This window comes from Vibrio olivae (assembly GCF_042428525.1).
GTDB lineage: Bacteria > Pseudomonadota > Gammaproteobacteria > Enterobacterales > Vibrionaceae > Vibrio > Vibrio olivae.
The window spans coordinates 43870-56783 of sequence record NZ_JBHMEP010000010.1 but is presented as its reverse complement, the minus strand read 5'-3'; the positions used below and the strand labels follow the sequence as shown (position 1 = coordinate 56783).

Sequence of the window (12914 nt, the reverse complement as noted above, 5' to 3'; positions counted from 1 at the left end):
CTTTCCTTCGATCCTTAGAAGTAACCTTGACGCTTTTTCAATTCCATCGATCCGGACTGATCATGGTCGATCGCACGACCTTGACGTTCACTCGATGTTGCAATCAGCATCTCTTCAATGATGCCGGTCAGCGTATTGGCTTCTGACTCGATCGCTCCCGTTAATGGATAACAACCCAAAGTACGGAAACGCACGCTTTTCTCTTCGATTTTCTCACCTGGCTGTAACTCCATGCGATCATCATCAACCATAATCAGCATGCCATCACGCTCAACGACAGGGCGTTTTTCTGCGAGATAGAGCGGTACAATTTCAATATTCTCTAGATAGATGTATTGCCAAATATCCAACTCGGTCCAGTTTGAAAGTGGGAAGACACGAATGCTCTCACCTTTATTAATTTGGCTGTTGTAAGTGTGCCAAAGCTCTGGACGTTGGTTTTTAGGATCCCAAGTATGGTTTTTGTCACGGAATGAGTAGACACGTTCTTTTGCGCGCGACTTCTCTTCATCACGACGCGCACCACCAAAGGCTGCATCAAATCCGTATTGATTCAACGCTTGCTTCAAGCCTTGAGTTTTCATGATGTCGGTATGTTTTGATGAGCCGTGAACAAATGGATTAATCCCCATCGCCAGACCTTCTGGGTTCTTGTGAACCAAAAGCTCAAAGCCGTATTTCTCTGCTGTCCGATCACGGAATTCAATCATCTCTTTGAATTTCCAGTTGGTATCGACATGGAGAAGTGGAAAAGGGATTTTTCCAGGGTAAAAGGCTTTGCGAGCCAAGTGCAGCATCACCGATGAATCTTTACCGATGGAGTACATCATGACTGGATTACCAAACTCGGCAGCGACTTCACGAATAATGTGAATACTTTCCGCTTCGAGCTTTTTCAAGTGCGTTAAGCGTTGTTGATCCATTGTTTGCTTCCTTTGCTGCTCTGACTCAGAACACTGAGCCTGCTGGCTAACCGTTATCAATTTTGTTAAGCGTATTGGCGCGATGCATCTTGAGGTTCGACACCAAACCATTGCAATTTGTCGGACAGCGCAACCACTTCCCCGACCACAATCAATGAAGGTGATTGTGCATCTTTCGCCAGTTCAGACAGTTGTGAGAGCTGACCTTTAAAAACTTTCTGTGTGCTTTGGGTACCGCGTTCAATGATCGCAATCGGAGTTGAAGCGTGGCGTCCATGTTCAATCAACTGTTGCTGAATGTACTCAGACTTCATCAGCCCCATATAAATCACTAATGTTTGCTGACCACGAGCCAGCGTCGACCAATCGAGGTCATCGCTTTCGGCTTTAAGGTGGCCGGTGATAAACATCGCTGATTGCGCATGATCGCGATGCGTGAGAGGAATCCCCGCGTAAGCCGTTGCCCCGGCGGCGGCAGTGATTCCTGGAACCACTTGAAAAGAAACGCCTGCATCAAACAACTCTTCCAGTTCTTCCCCACCACGTCCGAAAATAAACGGATCGCCACCTTTCATGCGCACAACTCGATGACCTTGCTTCGCAAAGTCCACCAAGAGTTGATTGGTTTTTTCTTGCGGCACACTATGGTGACCCGCTCGCTTGCCAACGCACACTAAAATGGTATCGGATGGCACTAAAGACATGATGTCTTCAGACACTAAGTAGTCATAAAGCACAACATCAGCTTGCTGTAAGTAACGCAAGGCTTTCACCGTGAGTAGATCCGGGTCGCCCGGGCCTGCTCCAATCAGCGCAACTTCGCCGCGATTTAGCTGTGTTCCTTGTCTCAATGGGCCTGAAACTGGCGTCAAACGAGCTTGGCTCTGACGATCAGTTGGGAATTGAGAGATAGTGTCCTTGCTTATCATTAGTGTGATCCAACCCAAATGCTTGCAAGCATTATGGCGCTGACAACATATTACCTGAAATTCTAAAATTTCATTTTTTATTCGAAATACTGATAAGCACGGAAAGACCAAAGAGGAATAACGAATGCAGAATTGAGATATACAAAGGAATAATCGGTATTAAGAGAGGAATAGCTCACAGTTCACCGTCTAATTAAACTAGCATTTCCATGCAGTTTGTTAAATTACTCGCAGCAGAGTTTTACAAAAAACGGAGTTAACTAATGAAATTGGCAGTGAAACCACTCACTTTGGCGATCATCAGCTCTATGTTGACGATGTCCAGCGGTCTTATGGCGCAGACTTTAAAACTGCGAGTCATCGAAACCACCGACATCCAACCAATGTCATGGACTATGACTACTACAAGGATCAAGCCTCAAAAAAAATTGGCCTAACCCGCGCTGCCACACTGGTCAAACAAGCACAAGGGGAAGTCGATAATAGTGTCTTGGTGGACAATGGCGATCTCATTCAAGGCAGCCCAATGGGTGACTACATGGCGGCAAAAGGGATTCAGCCAGGCGATGTTCATCCAGTCTATAAAGCCATGAATCAACTGGGTTATGACGTCGGCAATATCGGTAATCACGAATTTAATTACGGCTTAAATTTTCTTAAAGAAACACTAAACGATGCCAATTTTCCCTATGTGAACGCTAACGTTTATGATCAGCAAAGCCGTCAACACTATTTCACGCCCTATGTTATCAAGACATACCGTTTCAAAGATACTGATGGTCAGACTCAGACTCTGCGTATCGGTTATATCGGTTTTGTCCCCCCACAAGTGATGGTCTGGGATAAAAAGAACCTAGAAGGCAAGGTTTTTGTTGAGGATATCAAAGCCACCGCAGAGAAGTTTGTACCCGAAATGAAACAAAAAGGCGCGGATTTAATTGTTGCCATTCCTCACTCTGGCGTGTCTTCTCAACCTTATCAATCAGGCGCAGAAAACTCGACGTATTATCTTTCAGAAGTCAATGGCATTGATGCCATCACCTTTGGTCATTCGCATGCGGTCTTCCCCGGTGACGGCTTTGATAATATTCAGGGTATCGACAATCAAAAAGGAACAATCAACGGCGTCGCCGCAGTGATGCCTGGACGCTGGGGAAGCCATGTGGGTGTGATTGATCTTACCTTAGAGCACATACAAGGTCAGTGGCAGGTGATGACAAGCCAAAGTGAAGCTCGACCTATTTTTGATAAGAAAACCCAAAAATCTCTCGCGAAACCAGACGCTGAGATGGTCGCAGCATTAGACAGCGATCATAAAGCAACCCGTGATTTTGTGAATAAGCCAATCGGCCAAGCGAATGACGTGATGTACAGCTATTTAGCATTAGTACAGGACGATCCAACGATTCAAATTGTTAACCTTGCTCAACAAGATTATGTCGAACAATTTATCCAAGGCGATCCCGACTTGGCTGAGTTACCCGTGTTATCAGCGGCAGCGCCCTTCAAAGTCGGGGGTCGCAAGAATGACCCTTCTAACTTTACTGAAGTCGAATCAGGTCAATTGACGTTCCGTAACGCCGCCGATCTCTACCTATACCCAAATACACTGGTTGCGCTCAAAGTATCAGGTAAAGAAGTCAAAGAGTGGTTAGAGTGCAGTGCAGGTCAATTTAATCAGATCGATACCAACACAACGGCGCCACAATCACTGATTGATTGGAACGGGTTTAGAACCTACAACTTTGATGTCATTGACGGCATTCAGTACCAGATTGATGTCACTCAACCCGCGAAGTATGACGGTGATTGCCAGATAACGCATCCGAAAGCACAGCGTATCGTTAATTTGGCCTATCAAGGTAAACCTCTGGATCTTAGCCAAACTTTCTTAGTGGCAACCAATAACTATCGTGCTTATGGAGAAAAATTTGCAGGAACGGGTAGCGATCATGTCGCTTTTGACTCCCCAGATGAAAACCGCTCAGTGGTTGCGAGTTACATTAGCCGAGTTAGTCATGAAGAGGGCGAAGTGACCCCGAGCGCTGATAATAATTGGTCTTTTGCACCAATTCATAGTGAGACAAAGTTAGATATTCGCTTTGAGACATCACCAAGTGATAAAGCAGCGCAATTTATTAAAATGAAGGGACAATACCCAATGCACAAAGTCGCCAATGATGACGTCGGCTTTGATATTTATCGAATAGATCTTCAAAACTGATCCAGAGTTCTCTAAAGTAAAGCCACGGATTTATTCGTGGCTTTTTCATATTAGCTAACGTTGCAACTAATAAATATCGAGAGACTATGCACTCCCCCTCCCTTAACCATCAACTTGAATCCTTCGGTTTTTCCCACGAGGAAGCCCAGCAGCTCTTAGAAGTCAGTTCCCCACTCGAGCTTCCCACTCGTCATATATTGGTTCAACAGGGAGAAAGGTCAAACGATATCTACCTGGTGCTCAACGGTCTCGTTATAGAGAGTTACCTCACTCCGACTCAGGCAACTCTTCGAGACAGTTATTGGCCACAAGAGTTGATATTGGATATCGATAGCTTGCTCAACAATACGTGCAGTAAAATCTTATTAGAAACCCTAACCCCGGCATTGCTGCTGTGTGTGCCAGTCAGCGCTATACAGGACTGGCGAGCTCAACATCATCCATTGTATGTGCGCCTACTTGAACGTGCTCAACTTCAAGTGACCTACAAACAGCAATTTCTCTCGATTTACACATCACAACAGCGTTATCAAATCATAACCGAACAATTTCCTCATTTAGTGAAACAAGTTCCTGAACACCAACTTGCAACCTCACTTCACATGAGCTTGGATACCCTACAGTCAGTGAAATGCCAGTAGGACATAATAAAAGGAAGAGATTGACCATGATTGAGTGGCAAAGAATGCGCTTTGAACAGTTAACAAATGTTCAGCTTTATCAGCTATTGAAGCTCAGAGTGGATGTTTTTGTTGTCGAACAAACATGTCCTTATCCGGAGCTGGATAATAAGGATTTAGCGGCAGAGGTCTATCAATTGATTGGCATAAAAGATCGGGAAATTGTTGCGTGCGCTCGGTTGCTCGCCCCTGGCATTAGCTATCCGAGTGCCAGTATTGGCCGAGTAGCGACTTCCGCTCTGCACCGTGGAGGGGGGTTAGGACACGAGTTGATGCAGCAAGCCGTCGCGCACTGTTCAGCACTCTGGCCTCAAGACCGTATTGAGATCGGGGCACAAGCGCATCTTGAGCGATTTTATGCGCAACACGGCTTTGTTAAGTCTTCAGACACTTATTTAGAAGATGGCATTCCCCACATTGACATGCAAAGAGATGTAAGCGAGGTTGACCGTTAACTTTATTTACTGCGCCCAAAACCGCCATCAGAAAGACGGAAAAACATCACAGAATGCCCTCCCTTATCCAATTGAAGGATATCCAACTGACCGTTCGCGGTCAGTTTAAAACGGACTAACTGCCCTTGCTTAATGTAACTCAGCGGCTTATCCGAACCTTCGACTTTAACCAACGCATTCAAATCAGACATCGGTAAACCGTTATTGCGAAACACTTGAGATAAAGTATCACCACGCTTCACCGTATACTCTTTCCAAGCTTTCGATTTAAGCGCCGCTTGACCACTCACGGTTTGTTCGCTTAACCCTTGCGCATTGAGGTCCACTTCAATTCGCTGATTAGGTTCAGGTTGAGAATCCTGACTTGGGCTCGGAACGGGAATCACCAGTAGCACTATGACAACCAGCGCTAATACACAAAGAGCTCGCTGATGAAACGTTGGTAACCGAGCCCACAATTGACGAATAGATTGAACGTAAGAATGCCAATCAAACTGGGACAGTTTTTGTTTTACGACTTGGCTAAAATCAGCCTTTGGCTTTTTCCTACGGCGATTCATTCTTAGCTAACCTCCACTTAGTGATTGATTACCAGTATAAAAACAAGCACGTTGTTACGTATAGTGAATTTCATCTTATTCGGTGAATTAAACGTAAATTCTCGCATTCGTCGCGCCCAAAACCGGATCTAAGTCTCATTGCACACCGTAAGCCAAAACAGACAGGCTCGACGGTTTTATCAAGGGTTGAGAACTGGTATCCTGTGCGATTCTATACGTAACTGAAAGAGAGACAGTCATGTCTGAAGTAAAATTCGAAACTGTAGAGCAAAAAGCAAGCTACGGCATTGGTATTCAAATGGGCCAACAACTCGCAGGCAGCGGCTTAGAAGGTCTTAGTGTAGACGCCATTGCTGCAGGTATCGCCACTGCGCTTACTGGTTCAGAGCCAAGCATCGAGATTGACGAAATCAATCAAGCATTGCAAGCGATGCATCAAAAAGCGGAACAAGCACGTCAAGAAGCAGCTAAAGCAGCAGCGGAAGATGGTGAAGCGTTCCTTAAAGATAACGCACTGCGTCCAGAGGTGACTGTTCTTGATTCAGGTCTTCAATACGAAGTATTGACTGAAGGCAACGGCGAAATTCCAACGTCTGATAAGCAAGTTCGTGTTCACTACCACGGTCAATTGACTGATGGCACTGTATTTGACAGCTCAGTATCTCGTGGCCAACCAGCAGAATTCCCTGTAACAGGCGTAATCAAAGGCTGGGTTGAAGCACTACAGATGATGCCTGTTGGCTCAAAATGGAAGCTTTATGTCCCTCACGATCTTGCTTACGGTGAGCGTGGTGCAGGTGCCGCTATTCCTCCATTCGCAGCACTAGTCTTTGAAGTTGAGCTTCTAGATATCCTGTAAGAAAATTCGCAAACATTTAACTTCAAGCGGCGCATTGCGCCGCTTTTTTTGTTTTAAAGTAAGGGTTGGCTCACTCGTTAATTGAGGAAACAAACCGACAATGAAACGCTCTATCATCTATACGCTGATTCTCAGCGCCTGCATTACTAGCGCACCCAGCTATGCATTACTCAATTTTGGTAACAGTGACAGTAACGACAGCATTACGAGTGCATTAAATGGCGCACTCAGCCAAGTACAGAGTAACACCCAATTGACCTCACAACTCACTGAGCAACTTGATGTCAGTCCAGCGCAAGCCGCAGGTGGTGCTGGTGCGCTATTAGCATTAGCTCAAAACCAACTCAGCGAGGGGAATAATCAAGAGTTAGGTCAGTTGATTCCAGGGATTGACCAACTTACAAGCTTGAACCTGAGTGGTGATAACAACCTACTTAGCAGCGTCGATTCTTTAAGTCAGGTCAATAAAGTATTTACGGAATTAGGATTGGACCCAGCGATGATTACTCAATTTGCTCCTGTTGTACTTCAGTACTTGAGCCAACAAGATGCGAGCAGTGACCTGATTAGTGCGCTAAGTAGCCTGTGGAAAAGTTAAAAACTAGGGGAATAGAAAAACAAAAAAGCCGAGCTTTCGCTCGGCTTTTTTAGATTACGAACTGATTACTCAGCAGCTTCTTCAGCAGCTGGGCGATCAACAAGCTCAATGAAAGCCATTGGAGCTTTATCGCCAGCACGGAAGCCAGCTTTTAGGATACGTGTATAACCGCCCTGACGAGCAGCAAAACGTGGACCTAGTTCGTTGAATAGTTTTGCAACGACTTCGTTGTCACGAGTACGAGCAAATGCTAGACGACGGTTAGCAACACTGTCTGTCTTAGCTAGTGTAATCAAAGGCTCAACGACGCGACGTAGCTCTTTTGCTTTTGGCAAAGTAGTCTTGATAACTTCATGACGTACTAGAGAGCTAGCCATGTTGCTGAACATCGCTTTGCGATGACTGCTGTTGCGGTTGAGTTGACGACCACTCTTACGATGGCGCATGACCTAATCCTTCTAACTAGTATCGATTAATCTTCAGCGATAGACGCTGGCGGCCAGTTTTCTAGGCGCATACCCAGAGACAAGCCACGTGATGCAAGTACGTCTTTAATCTCTGTAAGAGATTTTTTACCAAGGTTTGGCGTTTTAAGTAGCTCAACCTCAGTGCGCTGTACAAGATCACCGATGTAGTGAATCGCTTCTGCTTTCAAACAGTTAGCAGAGCGAACTGTTAGTTCAAGATCGTCTACAGGACGCAGTAGGATCGGATCGAATTCAGGCTTCTCTTCTTTCTCTTCTGGAACTCGTACATCACGTAGATCTACGAACGCATCCAATTGTTCAGCAAGCACTGTTGCTGCACGACGGATAGCTTCCTCAGGTTCAAGAGTACCGTTCGTTTCCATATCGATGACTAGCTTATCTAAGTCAGTACGCTGCTCTACACGAGCCGCTTCAACTGAGTAAGCGATTTTGTCTACTGGGCTGTAAGTTGCGTCAACCAGTAGGCGACCAATAGGACGCTCATCTTCTTCAGTATGGATACGAGCTGAAGCCGGAACATAACCACGACCACGTTCTACTTTGATACGCATTGCGATCTCAGCGTTGTCATCAGTTAGGTGACAAATAACGTGTTCAGGGTTAGCGATCTCTACATCACCATCATGGGTGATGTCACCTGCAACCACAGGGCCCGAGCCTGATTTGTTCAGCGTAATGTACACTTCATCTTTGCCTTCGGCAACGCGCACAGCCAAACCTTTCAGGTTAAGAAGAACCTCAAGAATATCTTCTTGAACGCCTTCTTTCGTGCTGTATTCGTGTAGAACGCCTTCAATCTCTACTTCTGTTACCGCACAACCCGGCATAGAAGATAGGAGAATACGGCGAAGTGCATTACCCAGAGTATGGCCAAAACCACGCTCTAACGGCTCAAGAGTTACTTTTGCGTGAGTCGTGCTGATCTGTTCGATGTCAACAAGACGTGGCTTAAGAAATTCTGTTACAGAACCCTGCATTGTGTCCTCTCTTTAGTTTAAACCTTACTTAGAGTAAAGCTCGACGATCAATTGTTCGTTGATGTCAGCTGATAGATCAGAACGTTCAGGCATACGCTTGAAAGTACCTTCCATCTTACCGGCATCTACTTCAATCCAAGTTGGTTTTTCGCGTTGTTCTGCAACTTCTAGAGCTGCTTTGATACGAGCTTGAGTTTTAGCTTTCTCACGAATAGAAACAACGTCATTAGCCGCAACTTTGAAAGAAGGAACGTTTACAACTTTACCGTTAACTAGGATAGCTTTGTGGCTAACTAGTTGGCGTGCTTCTGCGCGAGTTGCGCCGTAGCCCATGCGGTAAACTACGTTATCAAGACGACCTTCAAGAAGTTGAAGTAGGTTTTCACCAGTGTTGCCTTTTATACGAGCTGCTTCTTTGTAGTAGTTACGGAATTGTTTTTCTAGAACGCCATACATACGACGAACTTTTTGCTTCTCACGAAGCTGAACGCCATATTCAGATAGACGACCGCGACGAGCGCCGTGTACACCTGGGGCGTTATCAATTTTACACTTGGTATCGATCGCGCGAACACCAGACTTAAGGAACAAGTCAGTGCCTTCGCGACGGCTAAGCTTCAGCTTAGGACCCAAATATCTTGCCATGATCTTTCTCCAATCTTCCCAGAAACGTTAAACGCGACGTTTCTTAGGCGGACGACAACCGTTATGAGGGATAGGAGTCGCGTCAACAATGTTTGTGATGCGGAAACCTGCGGCGTTCAGAGCGCGAACAGTAGATTCACGGCCTGGACCAGGACCCTTAACCATAACTTCCAAGTTCTTTAGACCGTATTCTTTAGCCATTTCAGCACAACGCTCAGCAGCAACCTGTGCAGCGAACGGAGTTGACTTACGAGAACCACGGAAACCGGAACCACCTGCTGTAGCCCAAGCTAGAGCATTACCTTGACGGTCAGTGATAGTAACGATTGTGTTATTGAAAGATGCATGGATGTGCGCTACGCCATCAGCAACTTGCTTGCGTACGCGCTTACGAGCGCGTGTTGGTTGTTTAGCCATTGTACTCTACCTTCCCGATTATTTCTTGATCGGCTTGCGCGGACCCTTACGGGTGCGAGCGTTGGTTTTAGTACGCTGTCCACGTAGTGGTAGACTGCGACGATGACGAAGACCACGGTAACAACCAAGGTCCATCAGACGCTTGATATTCATGGAAACTTCACGACGTAGATCACCCTCTACAGTGTACTTAGCTACACCATCACGCAGTTGATTGATCTGCTCTTCAGTTAGTTCACTGATCTTAACATTTTCAGCAATACCCACTTCAGCTAGGATAGCTTGAGAGCGAGTTTTACCGATACCGTAGATCGCAGTTAGCGCGATTACAGCGTGTTTTTGATCAGGAATGTTAATGCCTGCTATACGGGCCACTATTCACTCCTAGTACTTTAAATAAAGAAATCAACCACAACAAAGCCCGTTGAGGATACGTTGCGGTTACTACTTCTTTTGCACGCAAAAGGTAGGCCGAGGAATATACTCGACACTACCTTATATTTCAAGTAAAAATTTCTGCTGCTTAGCCTTGGCGCTGTTTATGCTTTGGCTCACTGCAAATCACGCGAACAACACCGTTACGCTTGATAACTTTACAGTTACGGCAGATTTTTTTAACGGAAGCACGAACTTTCATTGCTAAACTCCGTAAATGGAATCTGATGCTTTGATCGTATTAACGACCGTAGCCTTTCAGATTTGCCTTTTTCAACACAGAATCATACTGTTGAGACATCATATGAGTCTGTACCTGTGCCATAAAGTCCATAATCACGACCACTACGATAAGTAGTGATGTTCCGCCGAAGTAGAAACGAACGTTCCACGCGACCATCATGAACTCTGGAATCAGACAGATAAAAGTAATATACAACGCACCCGCTAGGGTTAAACGTGTCATCACTTTATCAATATACTTGGCTGTCTGCTCACCTGGGCGGATTCCGGGTACGAATGCACCAGACTTCTTCAAGTTATCTGCTGTTTCACGCGGGTTGAAAACCAACGCCGTGTAGAAGAAACAGAAGAAAATAATTGCTGCAGCATAAAGCATTACATACAACGGTTGACCTGGGCTAAGAGCCAAAGACACATCAGTTAACCAACCAAATGTGCTGCTCTCACCGTTCTGGCCGAACCATTGAGCCAATGTTCCTGGGAACAAGATAATACTAGATGCAAAAATCGCTGGGATCACGCCTGCCATATTAATTTTTAATGGTAGGTGTGTACTTTGCGCTGCAAAAACCTTACGACCTTGTTGACGTTTTGCATAGTTAACGACGATTCGACGCTGACCACGCTCCATGAAAACAACGAAATAGATTACTGCAAACGCAACAACAGCGATTAATAGCAGAAGAAGCACATGCAATTCACCTTGACGCGCTTGCTCGATTGTTTGACCGATTGCAGAAGGCAATCCAGCAACAATACCTGCAAAAATAAGTAACGAAATACCGTTACCAATTCCTCGCTCTGTGATTTGTTCACCTAACCACATTAAGAACATGGTGCCAGTTACTAAACTCACGGTTGCAATTAGCGTAAACATGGTTTGGTTGATAACAACCAGATTGTCGACCATGTTTGGTAGGCCAGTTGCGATACCTATTGCTTGGAATGTTGCAAGTACAAGCGTGCCGTAGCGCGTATATTGGCTTATCTTACGACGGCCTGCTTCACCCTCTTTCTTGAGCTCCGCTAACGCTGGATGAACTACAGTCAACAATTGGACAACAATAGAAGCCGAAATATACGGCATGATGCCCAATGCGAAAATAGATGCACGCGAAAGAGCACCACCAGAGAACATGTTAAACATTTCAATGATGGTACCTTTTTGCTGTTCGAACAAATCGGCAAGTACAGCAGCGTCAATACCAGGAATCGGCACAAAAGAGCCTGCTCGGAAAACTAAAAGTGCACCTAATACGAATAATAAGCGCGACTTCAATTCACTCAAGCCGCTTTGAGCACTACGAAAATCTTGTCCTGGTTTCTTAGCCATCTGTACCTCAATCCTCGAGATTATTCCTCGATTTTACCGCCTGCAGCTTCGATTGCAGCTTTAGCGCCTTTAGTTACGCGTAGACCTTTAACAGTCACTGCTTTGTTGATTTCACCTGAAAGAACAACTTTAACAAATTCGATGTTCTTAGTGACAACGTTAGCAGCTTTAAGGCTGTTTAGATCAACAACATCACCTGTTACTTTCGCTAGTTCACCTAGACGAACTTCAGCAGACACTAGGCTCTTACGAGAAGTGAAACCGAATTTAGGTAGACGTTGTTTCAAAGGCATTTGACCACCTTCAAAACCTGGACGGACACTGCCGCCAGAACGCGATTTTTGACCTTTGTGGCCACGGCCACCGGTTTTACCAAGGCCCGAACCGATACCACGACCTAAACGCTTCTTAGAAGGTTTAGAGCCCGCAGCCGGTGATAGAGTATTCAAACGCATTCTGATTACTCCTCAACTTTAACCATGTAGTAAACCTTGTTGATCATACCGCGTACGCACGGAGTATCTTCAAGTTCTACTGTGTGGTTGATTTTACGAAGGCCCAGACCGCGCAAAGTAGCTTTGTGCTTCGGTAGGCGACCAATTGAGCTTTTAGTTTGAGTTACTTTAATAGTTGCCATGGTGTTCTTACTCCGAAATAGATTCAACAGTTAGACCACGTTTAGCAGCAACCATTTCTGGCGACTTCACACTACCTAGCGCATCGATCGTTGCACGAACGATGTTGATAGGGTTCGTAGAACCGTATGCTTTAGATAGTACGTTGTGTACACCAGCAACTTCAAGAACTGCACGCATCGCACCACCTGCGATTACACCAGTACCTTCTGTCGCAGGCTGCATGTAAACTTTAGAGCCCGAATGGCGACCTTTCACTGGGTGGTGAAGTGTGCCTTCGTTAAGCGCGATAGTAGTCATGTTACGACGCGCTTTTTCCATTGCTTTTTGAATCGCAGCAGGTACTTCACGGGCTTTACCGTAACCGAAACCTACACGACCATTACCATCACCAACTACTGTTAGTGCAGTAAAGCTCATGATTCGACCACCTTTAACCGTTTTAGAAACACGGTTAACAGCGATTAGCTTTTCTTGCAAATCATTAGCTTGTTGTTGTTCTTTAGCCATCTT

Annotated in this window: 17 protein-coding genes and 1 pseudogene; 5 read left to right on the top strand and 13 right to left on the bottom strand. The window is 45.5% G+C overall.

What is annotated here, in order from left to right; genetic code table 11:
* Window positions 1-14: 14 nt before the first annotated feature.
* Entirely contained in the window at window positions 15-1034 is a 1020-nt protein-coding gene (gene cysD, locus ACFFUV_RS20000) for a sulfate adenylyltransferase subunit CysD (protein WP_390196562.1), read from the bottom strand.
* Window positions 989-1852 carry a uroporphyrinogen-III C-methyltransferase gene (gene cobA / locus ACFFUV_RS19995; RefSeq protein WP_390196560.1) on the bottom strand — a complete coding sequence of 288 codons (864 nt, stop codon included), beginning with the start codon at window positions 1850-1852 and terminating at the stop codon, window positions 989-991. Before cobA ends, cysD begins: the two co-directional genes overlap by 46 nt.
* A 263-nt stretch (window positions 1853-2115) precedes the next feature.
* On the opposite strand from cobA, the pseudogene cpdB reads away from it, so the two are divergent.
* From cpdB to ACFFUV_RS19980, 3 genes and pseudogenes are all read left to right on the top strand, one after another.
* Window positions 2116-4076, top strand: a pseudogene (gene cpdB / locus ACFFUV_RS19990) (2',3'-cyclic-nucleotide 2'-phosphodiesterase).
* 86 nt (window positions 4077-4162) lie between these two features.
* A complete protein-coding gene (locus ACFFUV_RS19985) occupies window positions 4163-4717 on the top strand; it encodes a Crp/Fnr family transcriptional regulator (RefSeq protein ID WP_390196557.1) in 555 nt (184 codons plus the stop codon).
* A gap of 26 nt (window positions 4718-4743) precedes the next feature.
* On the top strand, window positions 4744-5211 hold the full coding sequence (locus tag ACFFUV_RS19980) for a GNAT family N-acetyltransferase (RefSeq protein WP_390196554.1): 468 nt from the start codon (window positions 4744-4746) through the stop codon (window positions 5209-5211).
* A 2-nt stretch (window positions 5212-5213) separates the two neighbouring features.
* On the opposite strand, the gene ACFFUV_RS19975 is transcribed toward ACFFUV_RS19980, so the two are convergent.
* On the bottom strand, window positions 5214-5771 hold the full coding sequence (locus ACFFUV_RS19975; RefSeq protein WP_390196551.1) for a LysM-like peptidoglycan-binding domain-containing protein: 558 nt from the start codon (window positions 5769-5771) through the stop codon (window positions 5214-5216).
* A 238-nt stretch (window positions 5772-6009) separates the two neighbouring features.
* Here ACFFUV_RS19975 and bamJ point away from each other — a divergent pair, with 238 nt between their 5' ends.
* Complete coding sequence (gene bamJ / locus ACFFUV_RS19970) at window positions 6010-6630, top strand: BamJ family beta-barrel-assembly machinery protein (RefSeq protein ID WP_390196548.1); 621 nt, start codon at window positions 6010-6012, stop codon at window positions 6628-6630.
* 100 nt (window positions 6631-6730) lie between these two features.
* A complete protein-coding gene (locus tag ACFFUV_RS19965) occupies window positions 6731-7228 on the top strand; it encodes a DUF2780 domain-containing protein (protein WP_390196545.1) in 498 nt (165 codons plus the stop codon).
* Between the two features lie 65 nt (window positions 7229-7293).
* Here ACFFUV_RS19965 and rplQ read toward each other — a convergent pair whose 3' ends face one another.
* The 10 genes from rplQ to rpsE all read right to left on the bottom strand — a co-directional run bounded on the left by rplQ (window position 7294) and on the right by rpsE (window position 12911).
* Window positions 7294-7674, bottom strand: coding sequence for a 50S ribosomal protein L17 (gene rplQ, locus ACFFUV_RS19960; protein WP_093278381.1), 381 nt, complete (start codon window positions 7672-7674; stop codon window positions 7294-7296).
* Between the two features lie 26 nt (window positions 7675-7700).
* A complete protein-coding gene (locus ACFFUV_RS19955) occupies window positions 7701-8693 on the bottom strand; it encodes a DNA-directed RNA polymerase subunit alpha (RefSeq protein ID WP_390196542.1) in 993 nt (330 codons plus the stop codon).
* Between the two features lie 24 nt (window positions 8694-8717).
* Complete coding sequence (rpsD, locus tag ACFFUV_RS19950; protein WP_390196539.1) at window positions 8718-9338, bottom strand: 30S ribosomal protein S4; 621 nt, start codon at window positions 9336-9338, stop codon at window positions 8718-8720.
* A gap of 27 nt (window positions 9339-9365) precedes the next feature.
* Entirely contained in the window at window positions 9366-9755 is a 390-nt protein-coding gene (gene rpsK / locus ACFFUV_RS19945; RefSeq protein ID WP_001118870.1) for a 30S ribosomal protein S11, read from the bottom strand.
* A gap of 18 nt (window positions 9756-9773) precedes the next feature.
* Window positions 9774-10130, bottom strand: coding sequence for a 30S ribosomal protein S13 (gene rpsM, locus ACFFUV_RS19940; protein ID WP_390196534.1), 357 nt, complete (start codon window positions 10128-10130; stop codon window positions 9774-9776).
* A 148-nt stretch (window positions 10131-10278) separates the two neighbouring features.
* The gene (rpmJ, locus tag ACFFUV_RS19935; protein WP_000868186.1) at window positions 10279-10392 is read right to left on the bottom strand and encodes a 50S ribosomal protein L36; all 114 of its coding nucleotides are present in this window, start codon (window positions 10390-10392) and stop codon (window positions 10279-10281) included.
* A gap of 39 nt (window positions 10393-10431) precedes the next feature.
* Complete coding sequence (gene secY, locus ACFFUV_RS19930) at window positions 10432-11766, bottom strand: preprotein translocase subunit SecY (protein ID WP_390196531.1); 1335 nt, start codon at window positions 11764-11766, stop codon at window positions 10432-10434.
* A gap of 20 nt (window positions 11767-11786) precedes the next feature.
* A complete protein-coding gene (gene rplO / locus ACFFUV_RS19925) occupies window positions 11787-12221 on the bottom strand; it encodes a 50S ribosomal protein L15 (protein WP_390196529.1) in 435 nt (144 codons plus the stop codon).
* 5 nt (window positions 12222-12226) lie between these two features.
* A complete protein-coding gene (gene rpmD, locus ACFFUV_RS19920; protein WP_000201159.1) occupies window positions 12227-12403 on the bottom strand; it encodes a 50S ribosomal protein L30 in 177 nt (58 codons plus the stop codon).
* A 7-nt stretch (window positions 12404-12410) separates the two neighbouring features.
* Window positions 12411-12911: a 30S ribosomal protein S5 gene (gene rpsE / locus ACFFUV_RS19915; protein WP_390196476.1), complete on the bottom strand. Its 501-nt coding sequence runs from the start codon at window positions 12909-12911 to the stop codon at window positions 12411-12413.
* Window positions 12912-12914: the final 3 nt, after the last annotated feature.

What these genes read in the sequence shown, in the direction of transcription:
- ACFFUV_RS19955 (WP_390196542.1), bottom strand. Translation starts at nt 8,693, where the DNA reads ATGCAGGGTTCTGTAACAGAATTTCTTAAGCCACGTCTTGTTGACATC.
- rpsD (WP_390196539.1), bottom strand. Translation starts at nt 9,338, where the DNA reads ATGGCAAGATATTTGGGTCCTAAGCTGAAGCTTAGCCGTCGCGAAGGC.
- ACFFUV_RS19980 (WP_390196554.1), top strand. Translation starts at nt 4,744, where the DNA reads ATGATTGAGTGGCAAAGAATGCGCTTTGAACAGTTAACAAATGTTCAG.
- rpsK (WP_001118870.1), bottom strand. Translation starts at nt 9,755, where the DNA reads ATGGCTAAACAACCAACACGCGCTCGTAAGCGCGTACGCAAGCAAGTT.
- rpsE (WP_390196476.1), bottom strand. Translation starts at nt 12,911, where the DNA reads ATGGCTAAAGAACAACAACAAGCTAATGATTTGCAAGAAAAGCTAATC.
- rplQ (WP_093278381.1), bottom strand. Translation starts at nt 7,674, where the DNA reads ATGCGCCATCGTAAGAGTGGTCGTCAACTCAACCGCAACAGCAGTCAT.
- ACFFUV_RS19965 (WP_390196545.1), top strand. Translation starts at nt 6,731, where the DNA reads ATGAAACGCTCTATCATCTATACGCTGATTCTCAGCGCCTGCATTACT.
- bamJ (WP_390196548.1), top strand. Translation starts at nt 6,010, where the DNA reads ATGTCTGAAGTAAAATTCGAAACTGTAGAGCAAAAAGCAAGCTACGGC.
- ACFFUV_RS19975 (WP_390196551.1), bottom strand. Translation starts at nt 5,771, where the DNA reads ATGAATCGCCGTAGGAAAAAGCCAAAGGCTGATTTTAGCCAAGTCGTA.
- secY (WP_390196531.1), bottom strand. Translation starts at nt 11,766, where the DNA reads ATGGCTAAGAAACCAGGACAAGATTTTCGTAGTGCTCAAAGCGGCTTG.
- rplO (WP_390196529.1), bottom strand. Translation starts at nt 12,221, where the DNA reads ATGCGTTTGAATACTCTATCACCGGCTGCGGGCTCTAAACCTTCTAAG.
- cobA (WP_390196560.1), bottom strand. Translation starts at nt 1,852, where the DNA reads ATGATAAGCAAGGACACTATCTCTCAATTCCCAACTGATCGTCAGAGC.
- ACFFUV_RS19985 (WP_390196557.1), top strand. Translation starts at nt 4,163, where the DNA reads ATGCACTCCCCCTCCCTTAACCATCAACTTGAATCCTTCGGTTTTTCC.
- rpmJ (WP_000868186.1), bottom strand. Translation starts at nt 10,392, where the DNA reads ATGAAAGTTCGTGCTTCCGTTAAAAAAATCTGCCGTAACTGTAAAGTT.
- cysD (WP_390196562.1), bottom strand. Translation starts at nt 1,034, where the DNA reads ATGGTTTGGTGTCGAACCTCAAGATGCATCGCGCCAATACGCTTAACA.
- rpmD (WP_000201159.1), bottom strand. Translation starts at nt 12,403, where the DNA reads ATGGCAACTATTAAAGTAACTCAAACTAAAAGCTCAATTGGTCGCCTA.